We start from the raw sequence: 17,585 nt of genomic DNA on the forward strand, positions 1-17,585 counted from the left end.
CTCGGACTCTGGCCTGAAACGGGGTTTATTCGCGTTACAAACAAATTAGTCCTCCGGCAGGCAACTGTGTAGACCGACTTTTTCCACTTCGAAGTGGAAATAGCACCGAGCGGTGTGGCTTGTGCCACAGAATCGTTAATTCATGCATAAAAGAGGAGGAAATGAGAGGAAAGTCACAGAACAGGGCTGATATTCGCTAAGCCAATGCATTGACGGGAATTTTTTGCAGCGAAAAATGCGTCTGAAGAGGTCAGTGATATAGGAAAAACTTATCTCAGGGATATTTCAGCCATCGTTCAGAAGGAAAATGGCGCGATGCGGGAGAATATCGGCAGGATAAAAGGCGTTATTTACAGGCGTGCAGTCACGGCGTAAATAAATGGGCTCCTGAGAGCCCGGGAAATTAACGAAACTTTTTGTGGTTCTCATTGCGGGTGGCGGTAAATTTCTTCGCTTCCGCTTTCGCACCGGCCAGATCGCCGGCGTCGGCCAGCTTCATGCTGCTGTCAATCTGACCAATCAGCGTGTCGAGGCCCGCGTGGTAATCTTTGATTTCGGCACTGTCCGCAGGTTTGCCTTTCAGCTTATCCGGGGTTTGCGTTTTGGCATCTTCCGCCGCACCGCGCATGCTGGTCAGGGCTTTTTTAAACTCACCGACATCGTCGGTTTTACTGACGGTATGTAAACCTGCATTCAGGGTATCCATATCGTCTTCCAGGCTGGCCATCGCCGACACGCTGGAGAATAACAGGGAGGCGGTCATCACGGCTAATAAGGCTCTACGCATTGCTCATTTCCTTCTTGTTATATGAGAAGTAAGACAATTTTTATTTGAAAAGCACGACAAAAAAGGGTGACCCAAAGGCCACCCCATAATAATACGCAAAAATGACGAAATTACTGCCCGGCGATTTTCATTTCTGGCAGCAGCACCGATCCACACTGGATGTTACTGCGCAGTTCAATATCGCTGCCGACGGTGACCATGTTCATCCACATGTCTTTGAGGTTGCCCGCTATGGTCACTTCGCTGACCGGATACTGAATCTCGCCGTTTTCAACCCAGAAGCCAGCCGCCCCGCGAGAATAATCGCCGGTCATGCCGCTCACGCCCTGCCCCATAAGCTCGGTGACCACCAGGCCGGTGCCCATTTTCTTCAGCAGCTGATCGAAGCTGTCGCCCTGACCGGCGATGCGCCAGTTATGGATGCCGCCGGCGTGACCGGTGCTTTGCAGCCCCAGTTTGCGCGCCGAGTAGCTGGTTAACAGCCAGGTTTGCAGCACGCCATCTTTGACGATGTCACGCTGCTGGGTGCGCACGCCTTCGCTGTCGAACGGCGTCGAGGCCAGCCCTTTCAGCAGATGCGGCTGTTCCTGAATGGTCAGCCACTCCGGCAGGATCTGCTGGCCCATCGAATCGAGCAGGAAGGTGGATTTGCGGTAGACGCTGCCGCCGCTGATGGCCCCCACAAGGTGACCAAACAGGCCGGTGGCCACTTCCGCAGCAAACAGCACCGGTGCTTTCATGGTGGACAGCTTGCGCGGAGAAAGACGGGACAGGGTGCGACGGGCGCACTCTTCACCGACCCACTCCGGGGATTTCAAATCTTCAATCGCGCGGCCAATGGTATAGGCATAATCGCGTTCCATATCGCCATTGGCTTCAGCAATCACGCTGCTGGAGATCGAGTGGCGGCTGGAGGAGTATCCCTGGATCATGCCGTGGCTGTTACCGAACACCTTCATGCCGATATGGCTGTTAAAGCTGCCGCCTTCGGTGTTGGTGATGCGCTTGTCGGCCTTCAGCGCGGCCTGCTCTGCGCGGGCCGCCATTTCGATCGCCCGATCCGGATCGAGATCGGTCGGATGGAACAGATCGAGATCCGGCGCATCGAAGGCCAGCAGCTCACGATCCGCCGGACCGGCAAACGGATCCGCGGTGGTGAATTTGGCGATATCGATGGCGGCCTGCACGGTGCGCTTAATCGCATCCGGGCTAAGATCGGTAGAGGACGCGCTGCCCTTGCGGTTCTGATGATAGACGGTGATGCCAAGGGCACCATCGCTGTTGAATTCTACGTTTTCCACTTCGCCAAAGCGCGTGCTGACGCTGATGCCGGTGGTTTTGGTCACGGCGACTTCCGCTCCATCGGTGCTGACTTTTGCCAGTTCGAGTGCTGTTGCTACCGCCTGTTCGAGGGTTTTACGCTGTTCTGCAACTTGGGAGAGTAATTTCATCGACCTACCATATAATTAACAGAGGGCTTTTCTGGAGCGGGTAAAACGCCAGATTGCCTGACTCTTTAGTGATTAAGGTTCATTTGAGTCTAACAGACTCAGAGAACAATTTCGCAGTAGCCACGTAACCTGATAGCATGAGCCTCTTTTTTAGGGAGCCCCCAATGACCAAACAGCCTGACGACTGGCTTGATGATGTACCAGATGACAAAGAAGAAGAAGACGAAGAGATTATCTGGGTCAGTAAAAGTGAAATCAAACGTGACGCCGAGGAGCTTAAGCGCCTGGGTTTAGAATTGATGGAACTGAGCAAAAACTCGCTGGATAAAATCCCGCTGGATGAAGACCTGCGCACCGCCATTGAGCTGGCTCAGAAGATCAAGAAAGAAGCGCGTCGCCGTCAGCTTCAGCTGATCGGTAAAATGCTGCGCTCCCGCGATGAAGAGCCGATCCGCCTGGCGCTGGATAAGCTGAAGAACCGTCACAACCAGCAGGTTGCGCTGTTCCATAAGCTGGAAGTGCTGCGCGATCGTCTGGTTGCCGAAGGCGATGAGGTGGTGCCGGACGTGCTGGCGCTCTATCCCGAGGCCGACCGTCAGCAGCTGCGTGCGATGATCCGCAATGCGCAGAAAGAGAAAGCCGCTAATAAACCGCCAAAAGCCTTCCGCCAGATCTTCCAGTATCTGCGTGAGCTTGCCGAAGCCAAATAAACCGGGCGGAAACCGTTCCGCCCTTTTGTTGCGCTTCTGAACTCTGGCAAGAGACTTTCCTGCCAGGGTTTTCGCCTGATTACTTCGCCAGTCTGTCCAGCAGCTTCTGATGAATGCCACCAAAGCCACCGTTGCTCATCACCAGAATGGTGTCGCCCGGCTGCGCCACTTTCACAATCATCTCAACCAGCACATCCACATCCGGGCTCCAGTGCGCCGGCTGCGAGCAGGCTTCGGCCACTTCTGAAACCTGCCACGGAATATGGTGCGGCTGCAGCAGAAACACTTCATCCGCACGCGCCAGCGCCGGCGCCAGGTCGTCCTTACTGATGCCCATTTTCATGGTATTAGAACGCGGTTCCAGTACGGCCAGAATACGGGCGGTGCCGCCAACCTTGCTGCGTAAGGCGGTCATGGTAGCGAGGATCGCCGTTGGGTGATGGGCAAAGTCGTCATAGACTTTGACGCCGTTGGCTTCACCGCGCAGTTCCAGGCGGCGACGGGCGTTGATAAAGTCGTTCAGCGCCAGACCGGCATCCTCCGGTTTAATGCCGACGTGACGTGCGGCGGCGATCGCCATCATGCCGTTATGCATGTTGTGTTCGCCCACCAGCGCCCAGTTCACTTCCGCCACGCGCTCACCGTCCAGCCAGACTTCCCAACGTGAGGCGTCCGGCGTCAGCTTTTTCGCCTGCCAGTGACCGGAGTCGCCAACGGTTTCCTGTTCGCTCCAGCAGCCCATCGCCATCACCTGCTTGATGTTGACGTCGTGATCCGGCATCAGGATTTTGCCCTGGCCTGGGACGATCCGCACCAGATGGTGGAACTGGCGCTGGATCGCTTTCAGATCGTCAAAAATATCCGCGTGATCAAACTCAAGGTTGTTGAGGATCAGCGTGCGCGGGCAGTAATGCACGAATTTGGAACGCTTGTCGAAGAAGGCGCAGTCATATTCGTCGGCTTCAATCACGAAGAATGGGCTTTTTCCTAAAGTTGCCGAGACATCGAAGTTTCCCGGCACGCCCCCGATCACGAAGCCCGGTTCGAGGCCGCACGCCTGTAAAATCCATGCCGCCATCCCCGCCGTGGTGGTTTTTCCATGGGTTCCGGCCACCGCAATGACCCAACGGTCACGCAGCACGAAATCATGCAGCCATTGCGGGCCTGAGAGGTAAGGAATGTTGCGCTCGAGTACCGCTTCAACACAGGCATTTCCGCGCGTCATCGCATTACCGATGATCACTAAATCCGGTGCAGGATCGAGCTGGGAAGCATCATAACCCTGAATTAAATCAATACCTTGTTTTTCAAGCAGCGTGCTCATCGGCGGATAAACGTTCGCATCTGAACCCGTCACTTCATGGCCCAGTGCCCGGGCCAGTACGGCCAGGCCACCCATGAAGGTGCCACAGATACCGAGGATATGAATACGCATAAAATGTTCCGTTAACAGGAAAGTCCGGCGCACAGTGTAGCGTCCTCATCGCGAGGAAGAAACGGATTTGCCCTATGTTCTTTAGTGTCCAATCGGCTAGACTGCTTACGCATACGTTGGCAGTTTGTAAATCAGGCTGCTGTTCAACCGCAGATTCAGGGATAGTGTTATGAAAACGTTAGGCGAATTCATCGTCGAGAAGCAACACGACTTTCCTCACGCCACAGGTGAACTGACGGCGCTGATTTCAGCCATCAAACTGGGCGCGAAGATTATCCACCGTGATATCAACAAAGCCGGTCTGGTGGATATTCTCGGCGCCTCCGGCGTAGAGAACATTCAGGGCGAGCAGCAGATGAAGCTCGATCTGTTTGCCAATGAAAAACTCAAAGCAGCATTGAAAGCGCGCGGGATCGTTGCCGGTATCGCCTCCGAAGAAGAAGATGAGATCGTGATCTTCGAAGGTGTCGAGAACGGCAAGTACGTGGTGCTGATGGATCCGCTGGATGGCTCGTCAAACATCGACGTTAACGTCTCTGTGGGCACCATCTTCTCCATCTACCGTCGTATCACGCCAGCCGGCACGCCAGTCACGGAAGAAGACTTCCTGCAGCCGGGCAACCAGCAGGTTGCTGCGGGTTATGTGGTTTACGGTTCGTCCACCATGCTGGTTTACACCACCGGCTGTGGCGTTCACGCCTTCACCTACGACCCGTCACTGGGCGTATTCTGCCTTAGCGCGGAAAAAATGGAGTTCCCGGAAGCGGGCTACACCTACTCCATTAACGAAGGAAACTACATCCGTTTCCCTCAGGGCGTGAAGAAATACCTGAAGTTCTGTCAGGAAGAAGACGTTGCCACGCATCGTCCGTATACCTCACGTTACATCGGTTCTCTGGTTGCAGATTTCCACCGCAACCTGCTGAAAGGCGGCATCTACCTCTACCCAAGCACCGCCAGCCACCCGAAAGGCAAGCTGCGCCTGCTGTATGAGTGCAACCCGATGGCCTTCCTGGCCGAGCAGGCCGGCGGTAAAGCCAGCGACGGTAAAAACCGTATTCTGGATCTGACCCCGGAAACCCTGCACGAGCGTTCACCGTTCTTCGTCGGTAATACCGCGATGGTGGAAGATCAGGAACGTTTCCTGCGCGAATTCCCGGACGCGTAACGCCTCCTGCGAGCCAGATAAAAAAAGGGCGATCTGACGATCGCCCTTTTTATTTCCCGTCTTTAAGCAGCCTGTCAGGCTGGGCTGACCTTAAACACCGCCATTGATTGCACCAGCTGCTGCGACTGCTCCTCCAGCGACTGGGTGGCGGCCATCGCCTGCTCGACCAGCGCGGCATTCTGCTGTGCCACCTCATCCATCTGCGTCACCGCCTGGTTCACCTGCTCGATGCCATGACTCTGCTCCTGAGACGCGCTGGAAATCTCCTTCATCAGCGTGGTCACCCGCATCACTTCGCTGGCGATTTCGTCCATGGTCTCTCCGGCTTTGGTCGCCATCTCCGAGCCTTCGCTGACCCGGCTTTGCGATTCAGCGATCAGCGTGCGGATCTCTTTCGCCGCCGTGGCACTGCGCTGCGCCAGGTTGCGCACCTCGCTGGCGACCACGGCAAAGCCTCTGCCCTGTTCTCCGGCGCGTGCAGCCTCTACAGAGGCGTTCAGCGCGAGGATGTTGGTCTGGAAGGCGATGCCGTCAATCACGCCGAGGATGTCGCCAATGCGCTTAGAGCTGTTGGAGATCTCCTGCATCTTATCCATCACGTAGCTCACCACTTCGCTGCCACGATCGGCGCTGTCAGAAACCGACCTTGCCAGCTGATGCGCCTGGCTGGCGTTATCGGCATTCAGCTTCACCGTCGCCGTCAGTTGCTCCATGCTGGCGGCAGTTTGCTCCAGCGACGCCGCCGACTCCTCGGTGCGCTGAGAGAGGTTGATGTTGCCTGAAGAGAGCTCACGGCTGCCGATATCAATTTGCAGGCTGGCATCGCGCACCCGGCTGACCGAGAGCTGCAGAGAGCTCTGCATCGCCGCCAGCGCCGCGTTCAGTCGTCCCAGCTCATTGTTGCCACTTTCCGGCAGCGCCTGGGTTAAATCGCCTGCGGCGACGAATTCCAGATGCCCGATGGCGGACTCGAGCGGTTTCAGCAGGATCGCCCGCAACAGCAGCCAGGCGACGGAAAGCAGGATCACCGTCAGAACGCCGCAGCACAGGATCAAAAGGGTCAGCATTTTCTGGTTGTGAGCGGCCTCCGCCAGCTGCGCATCCGTCACCTGATTGGCATAGACGTTGAAAGCATCGGCCGCTTTGGTAAAGGTGTTATTTAACGCGGTGAGCTTTTCTTCCAGAACGGTGTAATAACCGTCGGTGTTCTGCTTTTGCAGCGCATCCAGCATCGGCATGATGCCCTGCTGCAGATAGAGGTCATAACTGGCGACAATGTCATCGGAGAGCTTTTTGCCATGCGCGGTCACCGTGCCGGCATCAACAAAGGTTTTTAAGCCTTTTTTTGAGAGTTCGATATAGGCACTGACCCGCTGAGTGGCAAGGGTGGCCTCATCAATCATCCCTATTTCCATCTTCCTTACCGATAACGCTGCCGTGGTGCGTGCACGAAGCAGGCTGTTATTGGTAAGCGATAAGCTGTTTAACTCGATACCCTGAATGCGGTTGACCACCTCCAGCGATCGATTCCCTTTGTTAATGGCAACGATGCCCATCAGGCTTACGCCCAGTAGCATCAACGTCATCAGCGCTAACAACACTAATAACCCCGTTCGAATCGAAATTTTTCTAAGCATGATTTTGTGTGACCCTCGAAAAAGCAAATAGTCCAGGAACCCAAAAAGCGAAGAAGGTATCGGCAGGGTCGCGGGCAATCTTTAGCGCTGATGAAGTGAAAAGGATTGACGACTGCGGCTGACTTGATAAGGATCAATTTTTGCCCATGACCCTACAGAAGGAATTGTCCGATGAAAAAAACCATTGCGATTACAGGCCTGTTAATGGCGTTTTACGGCCACGCAGACGTGAGCCCGATTGATACCGCCCAGCAACAATGCCTGGATAAAGCCTCTACCACCGTGGCCATGCAGCAGTGTTTTAGCGCAGCGAATCAGGCCTGGGACAGTGAAATGAATCAGCAATACGGCAAACTGACAGCCACGCTAAACAGTGAGCAGAAAGCCAAATTACGCACCGCGCAGCGTGCCTGGCTGAAATACCGCGACAGCTGGCTGGATGCCACCAAAGCGCGGCTGAGCGATGGCGGCACCATGGCGTCATTACAGGTGGGCGCGCAAAGCGTAAGCCTGGTAAAAAACCAGGCCTTAGCGCTGAAATCGTTGGCGGATGGCAACAGCGGCAACCCTTAACAAGGGGCCATCCGCGCATCGAAGGTGAAGATTCTCCCTACAGGCCGTAAGGCCAGTACTGGAGCATTCCTAAAGGGCAAAAAGGGGGGATACTTTCCAACTCAGTTGGCTATAATGAGCGTCACTTGTTTAAGGCTGAATGAAGGAATTGACCATGAGTTTGACCCAGGTTCCAGCGGGCAAAGACCTGCCAGAAGATATCTATGTTGTTATTGAGATCCCGGCCAATGCCGATCCGATCAAATATGAAGTCGACAAAGATACCGGTGCCCTGTTCGTTGACCGCTTTATGTCTACCGCGATGTTCTATCCGTGCAACTACGGTTACATCAACCACACCCTGTCTTTAGACGGTGACCCGGTAGATGTACTGGTCCCTACCGCCTATCCGCTGCAGCCGGGCTCGGTTATCCGTTGCCGTCCTGTTGGCGTGCTGAAAATGACCGACGAATCTGGCGAAGATGCCAAGGTTGTTGCCGTTCCGCACAGCAAGCTGACCAAAGAATACGATCACATCAAAGATGTGAACGACCTGCCAGAACTGCTGCGTGCGCAGATCACTCACTTCTTCGAGCAATACAAAGCGCTGGAAAAAGGCAAATGGGTGAAAGTTGAAGGCTGGGACGACGCGGCCGCAGCGAAAGCTGAAATCGTGACCTCTTTCGAGCGCGCTGCGAAGAAGTAATTCTCGCGACGAAGACGAAAAAAAACACCGCTCACTGAGCGGTGTTTTTATTTGCAGCAACCTCAGGTGGGTTTGGGTGCATTTTGTTGCAGCCAGTCGCCGCTGACAATATGCTCTCTCCCGACAATCGAACGCTGATACACATAGAGCCAGGCGCTGCCGTAAGGCGTTTGCACCAGCTCACGCTTGTACTCCCCGCCCTTGGTTCTGAGTGCATCGAGCTCGCCCAGTGTGGACGCATCGATACGGTAAACTTCACAGGCAACCTGCCCGCTACCCGCAACAACGCCGGGGTAAAGACCTAAACTATAAAGCGCGTAGCCGTCGATCTTATGATCGCCCAGCCACTGCCCGTTGGTCATCCAATGACTGTTGCCTTGCTTCCGTCTTAAGGTGCCGTAGACAATTATTCGCATTGCTAGAACTCAAACTGATAAAGCAAATCCAGGGCCTGGTCGAGACCAGACACTGCTTCCAAATAGAGCTTGGGCATCAGGCGATAACGCAGGGTTAAGGTCGCCAGTGAATCAAATATGCCAACACCGTATTTTACCTGTAGACCCGGCAGAACGTAGCCGCTGACCTGGACCTGCTGGCTGTCACCGACGCCGGCCGTATCCAGGGCGAGATTGCTTACGCCAAAGGTCTCCCCGATTTTACCCACAACCTGACCACTTTGTGCAAGTCCCAATCCCACTAATGCTGAGGTTACTGCACTGCTGTCGCTGCCATTCGAGTCCAGACCCTGTCCGCGAAGCAGGTAGGACAAGGCTTCCTGCTGTGACATTGCCGGATCGGAGAACACTTCCACCTTCGGCTCATCGGCCAGCCCGGTGACGCGCACGCCGGCGGTAACATCATTTTCCGTCGCTTCCGGGTTACGGATCGCTTCAATATTCAGGTACGGCTGATCCGCCGGACCGGAGAATTGCAGCTCACCTTTGCGCACAATCAGATCCTGTCCGTAAGCATGGAAGCGGCCGGAAGGAATGTTGATCTGGCCGTTCAGGCCCAGGCCACGACGGTCCTGCACCATTTTCAGATCGCCATTCAGTTTGGCTTTCAGACCAAAGGCGCTGATGCGCACATCGTCACCGACGTGGATCACCAGGTTGCTGTTAATCGGAATAGCGGTCGATTTCGGTGCGATAGGCTGCAGGTTTTTATCCAGCAGCACTTCATCCGACGACACGCCCACCGCGCTCTCCGGCACTTCCTGCACGTTGATGCGCGCCCACGGAATATCAACGCGACCATCGAGGTTGAACATTTGCGGCGTCGCTTCAAATACCAGGTCCGGCGAGACGTCCATCCGCACCATCGGCGGCACCGTCACGCGGATTTTATCGCCCTTGGCGGCGATCCGCGCCCGCCAGGCATCCAGCACACTCCAGTCCGCGCCACCGCTTAAGGTCAGCTGCCCTTTCGAGGTCTGAATCAGCCCTTCCAGCGTCGAGCTCATGCCGTTGAACACCATATTAAGGTTGGCGCTGGTCAGGTCGACCGGCATAAAGCTGCCGTCGACATCCACGTTCTTCAGCCCAAGCTGACCGAACACCTGCGGTTTCTGCAGGCTGCCGCCCAGACGAAGGTTGGAACTGACGATCCCCGCGACCTTTTCGCCTCTCATCAGCGCCGGGTTCAGCAGCGCCAGCGACAGGTTGGCGATATTCACATTGCCTGACAGCGTGCGCTTGCCCTCGGGATCGGCAATTTGTACGTTGCCATCCAGCTGACCGTTATTGGCAATGCGGATCAGCCAGTCCAGCTGAGCGCGGCCATTGCGCATCGCGGCATTCAGGTTCAGGGTGTCGAACGCAATCGGCAGCGTGTTGCCCTGCACGTTCTGCTCGACCTTCACGCCGTTGCCTTTCAGCGAGACGCGCCCCTGCGGCAAACCACCGCCGGCGGTCCAGCTGACGTCCGCATCACCGCTGAACACACCGCGAAGCTGGGTGTCTTCCGTGAGGAACGGCTTGGCCATCGCCAGGTCGAAGCGATTGAGCTGCACTTTGGCGTGGCCGGAAGGCCCGGCTTCAATGGTTTGCGGCACGCAGAGCTCGGCATTCGGATTGAGCCAGCAGTGCGGCCCGATGCTGACGGTCTGCTTGCTGTTGAGATAATCCAGCGCGATTGGGCGCGTCAGGCGCCATTCACCGACCGGGGTATCGAAGCGGGTGTTGTTGAGCGTGCCTTTCCAGCGCTGCTCAGCCCGGTCAAAACTGCCGTTCAGCGCCAGCTGGCCCGAGACCGGCTTACCGTCGATATTCAGCTTCAGCTGATGCTGTTTTTCGCTGCCGCTGGCATCCAGAGTGATTTGCGAGATATCCAGCGCATCCTGCTTCAGTCGATCGACCTTCAGCGTCAGCTTACCCTGAACCTGCTCGCCGGAACTGACGTCGCCGTTCAGCGCAACGCGGGCAATGGTCAGCGCCTGCCAGCGCAGTCCCGTCGCGGTCAGATCCGCCAGCAGCTGCGGCTTTTTCAGATCGCCACGGGCTTTGATGGTGCCTTTCGCCACGCCGCCCAGGCCTGGCAACGCGTTGTCCAGATGCTGCGCATCAATATCGGCATCCAGATTGAGCGTGTCCCCCAGCGATCCCTTCAGATTGATATTGTTGCGGCCCAGCACCAGCTTCAGGCCCGGAATATCCCACTGGTTGTAGCTGTTGCCGTATAGGGAACCGTCGGCGGTGACCGCGTTCTGCTTGACGTTGCCGCGCAGTTTCAGTTCCGGCACGCGCATTTGCCAACTGCCGCCATACAGGCTGCCGCGCGTGGAGATGTGGCCCTCCAGCTTCGCCGGCCAGTCAGGATATTGCTTCGCGGTATTGATGCCAGACAGCGTCAGATCGCTGCGCCAGCTGATTGCCTTGCTCCAGTCCACCAGCGCCGTCAGGTCAATATTGCCTTCCAGCGCCGCGAGACGCAGTTTATCCAGCGAGAACTGCTCGATATTGCCTTTGCCGTCCAGCGCTACCGTGGCAGGCGGAATGCCCTGCCCTTTCAGCGCGGCCTTCAGCGACATCGCGTAATCCGTCGCTTTGCCTTTAAAGCTGAAGTTGAAATTATCTGCTTCGTACTGAATTTCACCGGTCAGCGGCCAGCGCAGCTGCGGGCTCTTCACGTTCACAGACAGCGGCAGGCCAACGTCGGCCAGGCGGGTATTGCCGTCCATCTGCACCTGAACCGGACCAGAAAGATTCAACGCCATATTGAGCTGCTCGCGCAGGCCCCCGTCCAGCGTCATTTTGATCTTCTCACCTTTGATCGGATCGACGTTGACGGTGCTGTTGAGCGTGAAGTTCACCGGCCAGTTGTCAGACAGCGTCGCTTGTCCCTGGGCGTTTAGCTGTCCCTGCGGCGAGTCGACATCCAGCGTTTCCAGATGCAGCAGTTTGTCCTGAGTTTTCGCTTTCACTAACAGGCGGTTAACGGTGATATCGGTATCGCCGGTGATGCGCAACTGCTCGCCAAGGATCTCTTGAACATCGACATCCAGCGGCATGTTGAAATCAGGCAGATCCGGCAGCAACGGTTTGGCAAACATCGCTTTCAGCGTTTCGCCCAGCGGCGGTTCGTCGGCCTTCGGCTGCTGCACTTTTGGCTGCACAATCTGTTCATCGGCCACTTTCGCCGCCTTTGGCAGTGCGATCAGCAGCCCCTGAATATGGGTAGGATTCAGCGTCAGCGCGCGGCCCTGCCAACTGATGCCGGAGGTGAAGTCGGCGAGGGAAATCGCCGTGTCATCCACCTTCACATTGATATTGTGCAGCGCAAGCTGACGCAAGGTGATCGGATACGGCGTGCTGAGATCGCCCGAGGACGGCTCTTCTTCCGCCGGTGCAGGTGCCGCCGGCGCCATTTTCTTGCTGTCGACCACCACATTCACATCTTTCAGCGACAGGTCGTTGACGCAGAACGCACTGTGTTTCAGGCAGCCCAACTGTACCGCGAGGTGGAACTCGCCGGCGTTAACCGTGACGCCCGGCATTTCATACTGCACGCCGGTCAGCGTCAGGTTTCGCCAGCCGCCCTCGACCTGTTTGATTTGCAGCCCCGGAACCCAGCGCGCGGCGCCGTTAAGCAGCAGATGCAGGCCGGGCGTGGTGCCAATTAAAAAGGCGATGCCGCCCAGCAGCACCAGCAGGAAGATCAGGATTCCAATAAGGACCTTTTTCCAACGACTCATAGTTCAGGCCCCAATCCGATATAAAACTGTACGTCACGATGTTCGTCATCGCCGATAGGACGGGCGATATCCAGCTTGACCGGGCCGACCGGCGACTGCCAGCGCACGCCAAAACCGGCGCCGGTTTTCAGATCGGTCTGTTTGATGTCATTCACCGCTTCGCCGGAGTCGACGAACACTGCGCCCCACCATTTGCCGGTCACGTTGTATTGATATTCCAGCGAGCCGGTCGCCAGCTTGGACGCACCGGTCAGCTTGCCATCGTCATCGCGCGGCGAGATGCCTTTGTATTTATAACCACGAATGCTGCGATCGCCACCGGCGAAGAAACGCAGGTCCGGCGGCACTTTGTCGAAGTCATTGGTTTCAATCCAGCCGAGGTTGCCACGGGCCACAAAGCGGTGTTTATCTGCCAGCGTACGGATCCAGACGTTCTGCGCCTGCACCACCGCGAAGTCGATATCCGATCCCCATGTGGTGTCAGAGACATCTAACGAGTAACGCTGCGAATCGCCCCAGGTCGGCATCAGTCCGCCACGGGAGCGGGTGCGGTTAACGCTGACGCCAGGGTAGATCAGCATGGTGGTGTTGGTGACGTTACCCTGAGTAAAGTGATCGAGGCTCCAGCGCAGGTTAATCGCGCGCTGCCAGCCGGAAGACGAGTCCCAGTAACGGGAGGCCGCCAGCGTGGAGGAGTCGGATTTGGTGTCGTTGAGGTCGGTTTTTTTCAGGCCGCCCTGCAGCAGGTAGTACTGCTCAATGGGATTTTTCAGCAGCGGGATTTTATAGCTGAAATCCAGCTGCTGTTCAGGGGCGGAGATATTGGCACTGGTGGTCAGGCTGTGGCCGTAGCTGTTGACCCACGGCTTTTTCCAGGTGGCTTTTACCCGAGGCCCGACATCGGTGGAGTAGCCGACACCGGTTTCAATGGTGTTCTCGGTGCGTGGGCTGACGACGCCATGCAGCGGAAGAATTTTGGTTTTTCGTGATTTACTGAATTCTGGTGCTACCACTACCGAGTTAAACCAGCCTGTGGCGGATAAACGGCGGTTCAGTTCCGCCAGGTCACGAGAGCTGTAATAGTCGCCCTTTTTAAACGGCACCAAGTTTTGCAGATACTCTTCACGAATTTGCGAGCCTTCAAAGCTGACGTCGCCAAAGCGGTAACGCTGGCCGCTGTCGTAATCGATATCCCAGAAGGCCTCACGGCGCTCTACAGAGACACCCAGCTGACTTTTTGTGTAGTCACCATCGAAGTAGCCTTTGCGCAGCGCCATGTTGCTGAGAGAGCTTTTAAAGCCGTCATAATCACTGTGGTTCAGTACGCCGCCGATTTTGCCACGGCCATTTTTGACCAGCGCCAGGTAATCTTTATCGGTGCGGGCTTCGCCTCGCAGGACCACCGTTTCGCCGGCCAGCTTCACCGGTTCGCCGGCGGTGACTTTCGCCACCAGCACCGGCCTTTTACCGCCCGCCGGCGGCGGTTGCAGATCGAACTCGATGGTCGGTTCGTAATAGCCCAGCGCCTTCAGGCCTTCTTTTACCGCATCACTGACACGGGCACGGAAACGGCCATCCGCCGAGACTTCATCGCTCGAAATGGTGGACAACCGCGCACGGACGTTCTTTTGTAACTCCCCCGATAACCCCGTCACCTGCAAACGCACGGTCGCTGCTTCAGCGAACGGTGCAGCAGCTAAAAGACCTAACATGCAATAAACATGAATTCGTGGCACGCTGACTCCTGATTATGATGCCGGCCCTTATTCCAGTTGGGCACAACGCTTTCTTTACGTTCTTTCCAGGCGCGGGATCCTGTAAGCATGGCAACTTTTTGCCGCTTATGGCCCTCTATTTGCCCGTAAAGCCAAATTTATTAACTTATTGTGTGCAAAGTATCGACACGTTACAACACAGGATCGTGATCGAATGTTACTTCGGCACTCTCCTCAACCAGACTCGGATTAATCTCACCCAGCCCATCGCCGCAATTGTAAGCATGCGGCGGCACGGCTATAATCCTTTGCACAAGTCGTCTGACGGCTTGTTGACTGACTTCTGCCCCGGCAATCTTGCCGAACAGGCGCAGACATTTTTGGCACGGATAGCCGAGCTCTTATCACGGGACATGATGTCCGCAGATCCTCAAACGCTGCCCAGGCCAAAAATGACAAGTAATTAAACTCAAGGCCGGTTCCGGGCACTTTCACCTGATCGTTACTGAATCGAGCCATTTTATGGATGTTTTATGTTAGACAGTTTGCTTGTCATCGTACTGCTGATTGCGATCAGCTCATTTTTCTCATTGTCAGAAATCTCGTTGGCTGCAGCCCGTAAAATCAAGCTGAAGCTGCTGGCGGATACCGGCAATATCAACGCGCAGCGCGTGTTGAAGATGCAGGAAACACCCGGGATGTTTTTCACCGTGGTGCAAATCGGCCTGAACGCCGTGGCTATTTTAGGCGGTATTGTGGGCGACGCCGCCTTCTCTCCGGCATTTCGTTCTCTTTTTCTACGCTTCACCTCCCCGGAACTGGCCGAGCAGCTGAGTTTTATCTGTTCATTCACCGTGGTGACCAGCCTGTTTATCCTGTTTGCTGACCTGTTCCCAAAACGTCTGGGGATGATCGCGCCAGAGCAAGTCGCGCTGAAGATCATCAACCCGATGCGTTTTTGTCTGTTTATCTTCCGTCCGCTGGTGTGGTTCTTTAACGGCGGCGCTAACATCATTTTCCGCCTGTTTAAAATCCCGCTGGTGCGTAAAGACGACATCACTTCCGATGATATCTACGCCATTGTGGAAGCGGGTGCGCTGGCTGGCGTGCTGCGTAAGCAGGAGCATGAGCTGATTGAAAACGTGTTTGAGCTGGAGTCCCGCACCGTGCCTTCTTCGATGACTTCCCGTGAGAACATCGTTTGGTTCAATTTGCACGAAGACGAAGACAGCCTGAAGGAAAAAATCGCTAATCATCCGCACTCCAAGTTCCTGGTGTGTAATGAAGATATTGACCATATCGTCGGCTATGTCGATTCGAAGGAGCTGCTGTTAAGGGTGCTGGGCCATCAGAGCATGGCGTTGAACAGCGGCGTGCAGATCCGTTCCGCGCTGATCGTGCCGGATACCTTAACGCTGTCAGAAGCGCTGGAAAGTTTCAAAACCGCCGGCGAAGACTTCGCGGTGATCATGAATGAGTACGCACTGGTGGTCGGCATTATCACGCTGAACGACGTGATGACCACTCTGATGGGCGATTTGGTCGGTCAGGGCATGGAAGAGCAGATTGTGGCCCGTGACGAGAATTCGTGGCTGGTTGAAGGCGGCACGCCGATTGATGACGTGATGCGCGTGCTGCATATCGATGAGTTCCCGCAGTCCGGCAACTACGAGACCATTGGCGGATTTATGATGTTTATGCTGCGTAAGATCCCGAAACGCACCGACTTTGTGAAGTTCCACGGCTATAAGTTCGAAGTGGTGGATATCGACAGCTATCGTATCGATCAGCTGTTGGTGACGCGGATTGATGCCCGTCCAACCACGGCGGCGTCGGTGTTAACGCCGGTGCCGGAAGAGTCGTAGCGGGAAGCAGGAAACAGAAAGGCGCGAGAATTCGCGCCTTATTTTTTAGTTAAATTCGGTTTGTAATCGCAGTACCTGGCGGTTCACTTCTGACATCACGCTGTAATGCTGTTTATCTTTAACGCGTGGGATCAAGATTTTGCCTTTATCGAACTCAAATGCGCCTACGTCTTTGATGTATATCCTGCCGCGAAACAGTGTTTTTACGTATTTGGCCACCTGCAGCGGATTATATCGCTGAAAGATCTTCATGCTGGTAATACTCCTGAAAAAGATATGTGCGCTGCGTCGTGTCCAATTTCGGTACGAATCCTTGCAGCGCAAAGTGGGTTCACTATAGACCAACATCGCCTTCCTGAAGTCCGAAAACCGACTTTTTTTCCTGTTTTTACACATCATGACAGTACAGACTGCCTGCTGGTTATGTCGAAACAGTATAAACCTTCAATTGAAAGGGATTTGTGCTGTGTGTTGCAAAGATGTTATTCCGATGCGACAGCAGCATCTTCTGCGCTTATTATTGCAGGAACATGACTAACTGGTCGGATCACATCAAAAGGTCGAGTCCATGAATACCGTTCGCTTATTTTTTGTTCTTATCGCGCTGTGTTTCTCCTCATTTGCCGGCGCACATGGTTTTGCAGAAGGGCAACGCGTGCCTGCCGTGGGCATCACGGATAAAGGTGAGCTGGTGTTGAAGCAGGATGATTTCAGTTATCAGAACTGGAACAGTGCAAAGCTGCCGGGCAAGGTGCGGGTGATCCAGCATATTGCCGGGCGCTCTTCTTCCAAGGAGAAGAATGCGGCGTTGATTGAAGCCATTAAGTCGGCGAAGTTTCCGCATGATCGTTATCAGACCACCACCATCGTCAACACCGACGATGCGATCCCCGGCACCGGGATGTTCGTTCGCAGCAGCATCGAGAACAACAGGAAGCAGTTTCCGTGGTCGCAGTTCATCGTCGACAGCAACGGCGTGGCCAAAAAGGCCTGGCAGTTGGATGATGCCGGATCGGCGATTGTGGTGTTGGATAAAGACGGCAAGGTACGCTTCGCCAAAGACGGTGCGCTGACGCAGGATGAAGTGAAGAACGTGGTGGCACTGGTACATAAGTTACTGGAGTGAGGCGCGGTATCCAGGTTGGAGTTGGGTCAAAGGCTGCTCGAGTGGTAAGGCGTCGTTGGGTGGGTTTGGTGGTCACACAGGTCAAAGGCCGCTCTGGTGGTAAGGCGTCAGCATAGAGCGCGTTATCCGGGACGCCGTAAATCCATCCCTGGAGGCTTGGCTGCGGCATCCCTGCCGCAGACACCCGGCTAACGCGCTCTATGCCGCCACCCAATAGCATTGGTGTCGTTGAGTGGCTTGG

The 17,585-nt window shown here is 55.5% G+C and carries 15 protein-coding genes; 7 read left to right on the forward strand and 8 right to left on the reverse strand.

Translation table 11 applies throughout. The features are described from left to right. Nucleotides 1-403: 403 nt before the first annotated feature. Both cybC and pmbA read right to left on the reverse strand, forming a co-directional pair. On the reverse strand, nucleotides 404-787 hold the full coding sequence (cybC, locus tag AC0IXH_RS15185) for a cytochrome b562 (protein WP_013200520.1): 384 nt from the start codon (nucleotides 785-787) through the stop codon (nucleotides 404-406). A gap of 110 nt (nucleotides 788-897) precedes the next feature. Continuing rightward, a complete protein-coding gene (gene pmbA, locus AC0IXH_RS15190) occupies nucleotides 898-2,238 on the reverse strand; it encodes a metalloprotease PmbA (protein WP_151038410.1) in 1,341 nt (446 codons plus the stop codon). 164 nt (nucleotides 2,239-2,402) lie between these two features. Here pmbA and yjgA point away from each other — a divergent pair, with 164 nt between their 5' ends. After that, the gene (yjgA, locus tag AC0IXH_RS15195) at nucleotides 2,403-2,948 is read left to right on the forward strand and encodes a ribosome biogenesis factor YjgA (RefSeq protein WP_013200518.1); all 546 of its coding nucleotides are present in this window, start codon (nucleotides 2,403-2,405) and stop codon (nucleotides 2,946-2,948) included. 79 nt (nucleotides 2,949-3,027) lie between these two features. Here yjgA and mpl read toward each other — a convergent pair whose 3' ends face one another. Beyond that, nucleotides 3,028-4,383, reverse strand: coding sequence for a UDP-N-acetylmuramate:L-alanyl-gamma-D-glutamyl-meso-diaminopimelate ligase (mpl, locus tag AC0IXH_RS15200; protein WP_013200517.1), 1,356 nt, complete (start codon nucleotides 4,381-4,383; stop codon nucleotides 3,028-3,030). Nucleotides 4,384-4,552: 169 nt separating this feature from the next. On the opposite strand from mpl, the gene fbp reads away from it, so the two are divergent. After that, nucleotides 4,553-5,551 (forward strand): class 1 fructose-bisphosphatase, encoded by a 999-nt coding sequence (fbp, locus tag AC0IXH_RS15205; protein WP_013200516.1) that lies wholly within the window; start codon nucleotides 4,553-4,555, stop codon nucleotides 5,549-5,551. Nucleotides 5,552-5,625: 74 nt separating this feature from the next. Here fbp and AC0IXH_RS15210 read toward each other — a convergent pair whose 3' ends face one another. Further along, nucleotides 5,626-7,188 (reverse strand): methyl-accepting chemotaxis protein, encoded by a 1,563-nt coding sequence (locus tag AC0IXH_RS15210; RefSeq protein ID WP_471720661.1) that lies wholly within the window; start codon nucleotides 7,186-7,188, stop codon nucleotides 5,626-5,628. 171 nt (nucleotides 7,189-7,359) lie between these two features. On the opposite strand from AC0IXH_RS15210, the gene AC0IXH_RS15215 reads away from it, so the two are divergent. Beyond that, a complete protein-coding gene (locus tag AC0IXH_RS15215; RefSeq protein ID WP_013200514.1) occupies nucleotides 7,360-7,761 on the forward strand; it encodes a lysozyme inhibitor LprI family protein in 402 nt (133 codons plus the stop codon). Nucleotides 7,762-7,915: 154 nt separating this feature from the next. Next, complete coding sequence (gene ppa / locus AC0IXH_RS15220) at nucleotides 7,916-8,446, forward strand: inorganic diphosphatase (RefSeq protein WP_013200513.1); 531 nt, start codon at nucleotides 7,916-7,918, stop codon at nucleotides 8,444-8,446. A 62-nt stretch (nucleotides 8,447-8,508) separates the two neighbouring features. On the opposite strand, the gene AC0IXH_RS15225 is transcribed toward ppa, so the two are convergent. Genes AC0IXH_RS15225 through tamA form a run of 3 tightly spaced genes read right to left on the reverse strand, consistent with a single transcriptional unit; the run spans nucleotide 8,509 to nucleotide 14,350 of the window. Further along, nucleotides 8,509-8,862: a gamma-glutamylcyclotransferase family protein gene (locus tag AC0IXH_RS15225; RefSeq protein ID WP_013200512.1), complete on the reverse strand. Its 354-nt coding sequence runs from the start codon at nucleotides 8,860-8,862 to the stop codon at nucleotides 8,509-8,511. A gap of 2 nt (nucleotides 8,863-8,864) precedes the next feature. Further along, nucleotides 8,865-12,638, reverse strand: a complete 3,774-nt coding sequence (gene tamB / locus AC0IXH_RS15230; protein WP_471720662.1) for an autotransporter assembly complex protein TamB — start codon at nucleotides 12,636-12,638, stop codon at nucleotides 8,865-8,867. Continuing rightward, nucleotides 12,635-14,350: an autotransporter assembly complex protein TamA gene (gene tamA, locus AC0IXH_RS15235; RefSeq protein ID WP_013200510.1), complete on the reverse strand. Its 1,716-nt coding sequence runs from the start codon at nucleotides 14,348-14,350 to the stop codon at nucleotides 12,635-12,637. The genes tamB and tamA overlap by 4 nt, the downstream gene beginning before the upstream one ends. Before the next feature lie 38 nt (nucleotides 14,351-14,388). Here tamA and AC0IXH_RS15240 point away from each other — a divergent pair, with 38 nt between their 5' ends. Beyond that, a complete protein-coding gene (locus tag AC0IXH_RS15240; RefSeq protein ID WP_041691875.1) occupies nucleotides 14,389-14,820 on the forward strand; it encodes a hypothetical protein in 432 nt (143 codons plus the stop codon). Nucleotides 14,821-14,886: 66 nt separating this feature from the next. Continuing rightward, nucleotides 14,887-16,218, forward strand: coding sequence for a polyamine export protein PaeA (gene paeA / locus AC0IXH_RS15245; RefSeq protein WP_013200509.1), 1,332 nt, complete (start codon nucleotides 14,887-14,889; stop codon nucleotides 16,216-16,218). 45 nt (nucleotides 16,219-16,263) lie between these two features. Here the strand turns inward: paeA and AC0IXH_RS15250 are convergent, their stop codons facing one another. Beyond that, nucleotides 16,264-16,470 carry a DUF1107 domain-containing protein gene (locus tag AC0IXH_RS15250; protein WP_013200508.1) on the reverse strand — a complete coding sequence of 69 codons (207 nt, stop codon included), beginning with the start codon at nucleotides 16,468-16,470 and terminating at the stop codon, nucleotides 16,264-16,266. Between the two features lie 316 nt (nucleotides 16,471-16,786). Between AC0IXH_RS15250 and AC0IXH_RS15255 the strand changes: the two genes are divergently transcribed. Beyond that, nucleotides 16,787-17,344, forward strand: coding sequence for a YtfJ family protein (locus tag AC0IXH_RS15255; protein ID WP_471720663.1), 558 nt, complete (start codon nucleotides 16,787-16,789; stop codon nucleotides 17,342-17,344). The last annotated feature ends 241 nt before the right edge of the window (nucleotides 17,345-17,585 follow it).

The sequence above is a fragment of the Erwinia sp. AC075 genome (genome assembly GCF_979253995.1).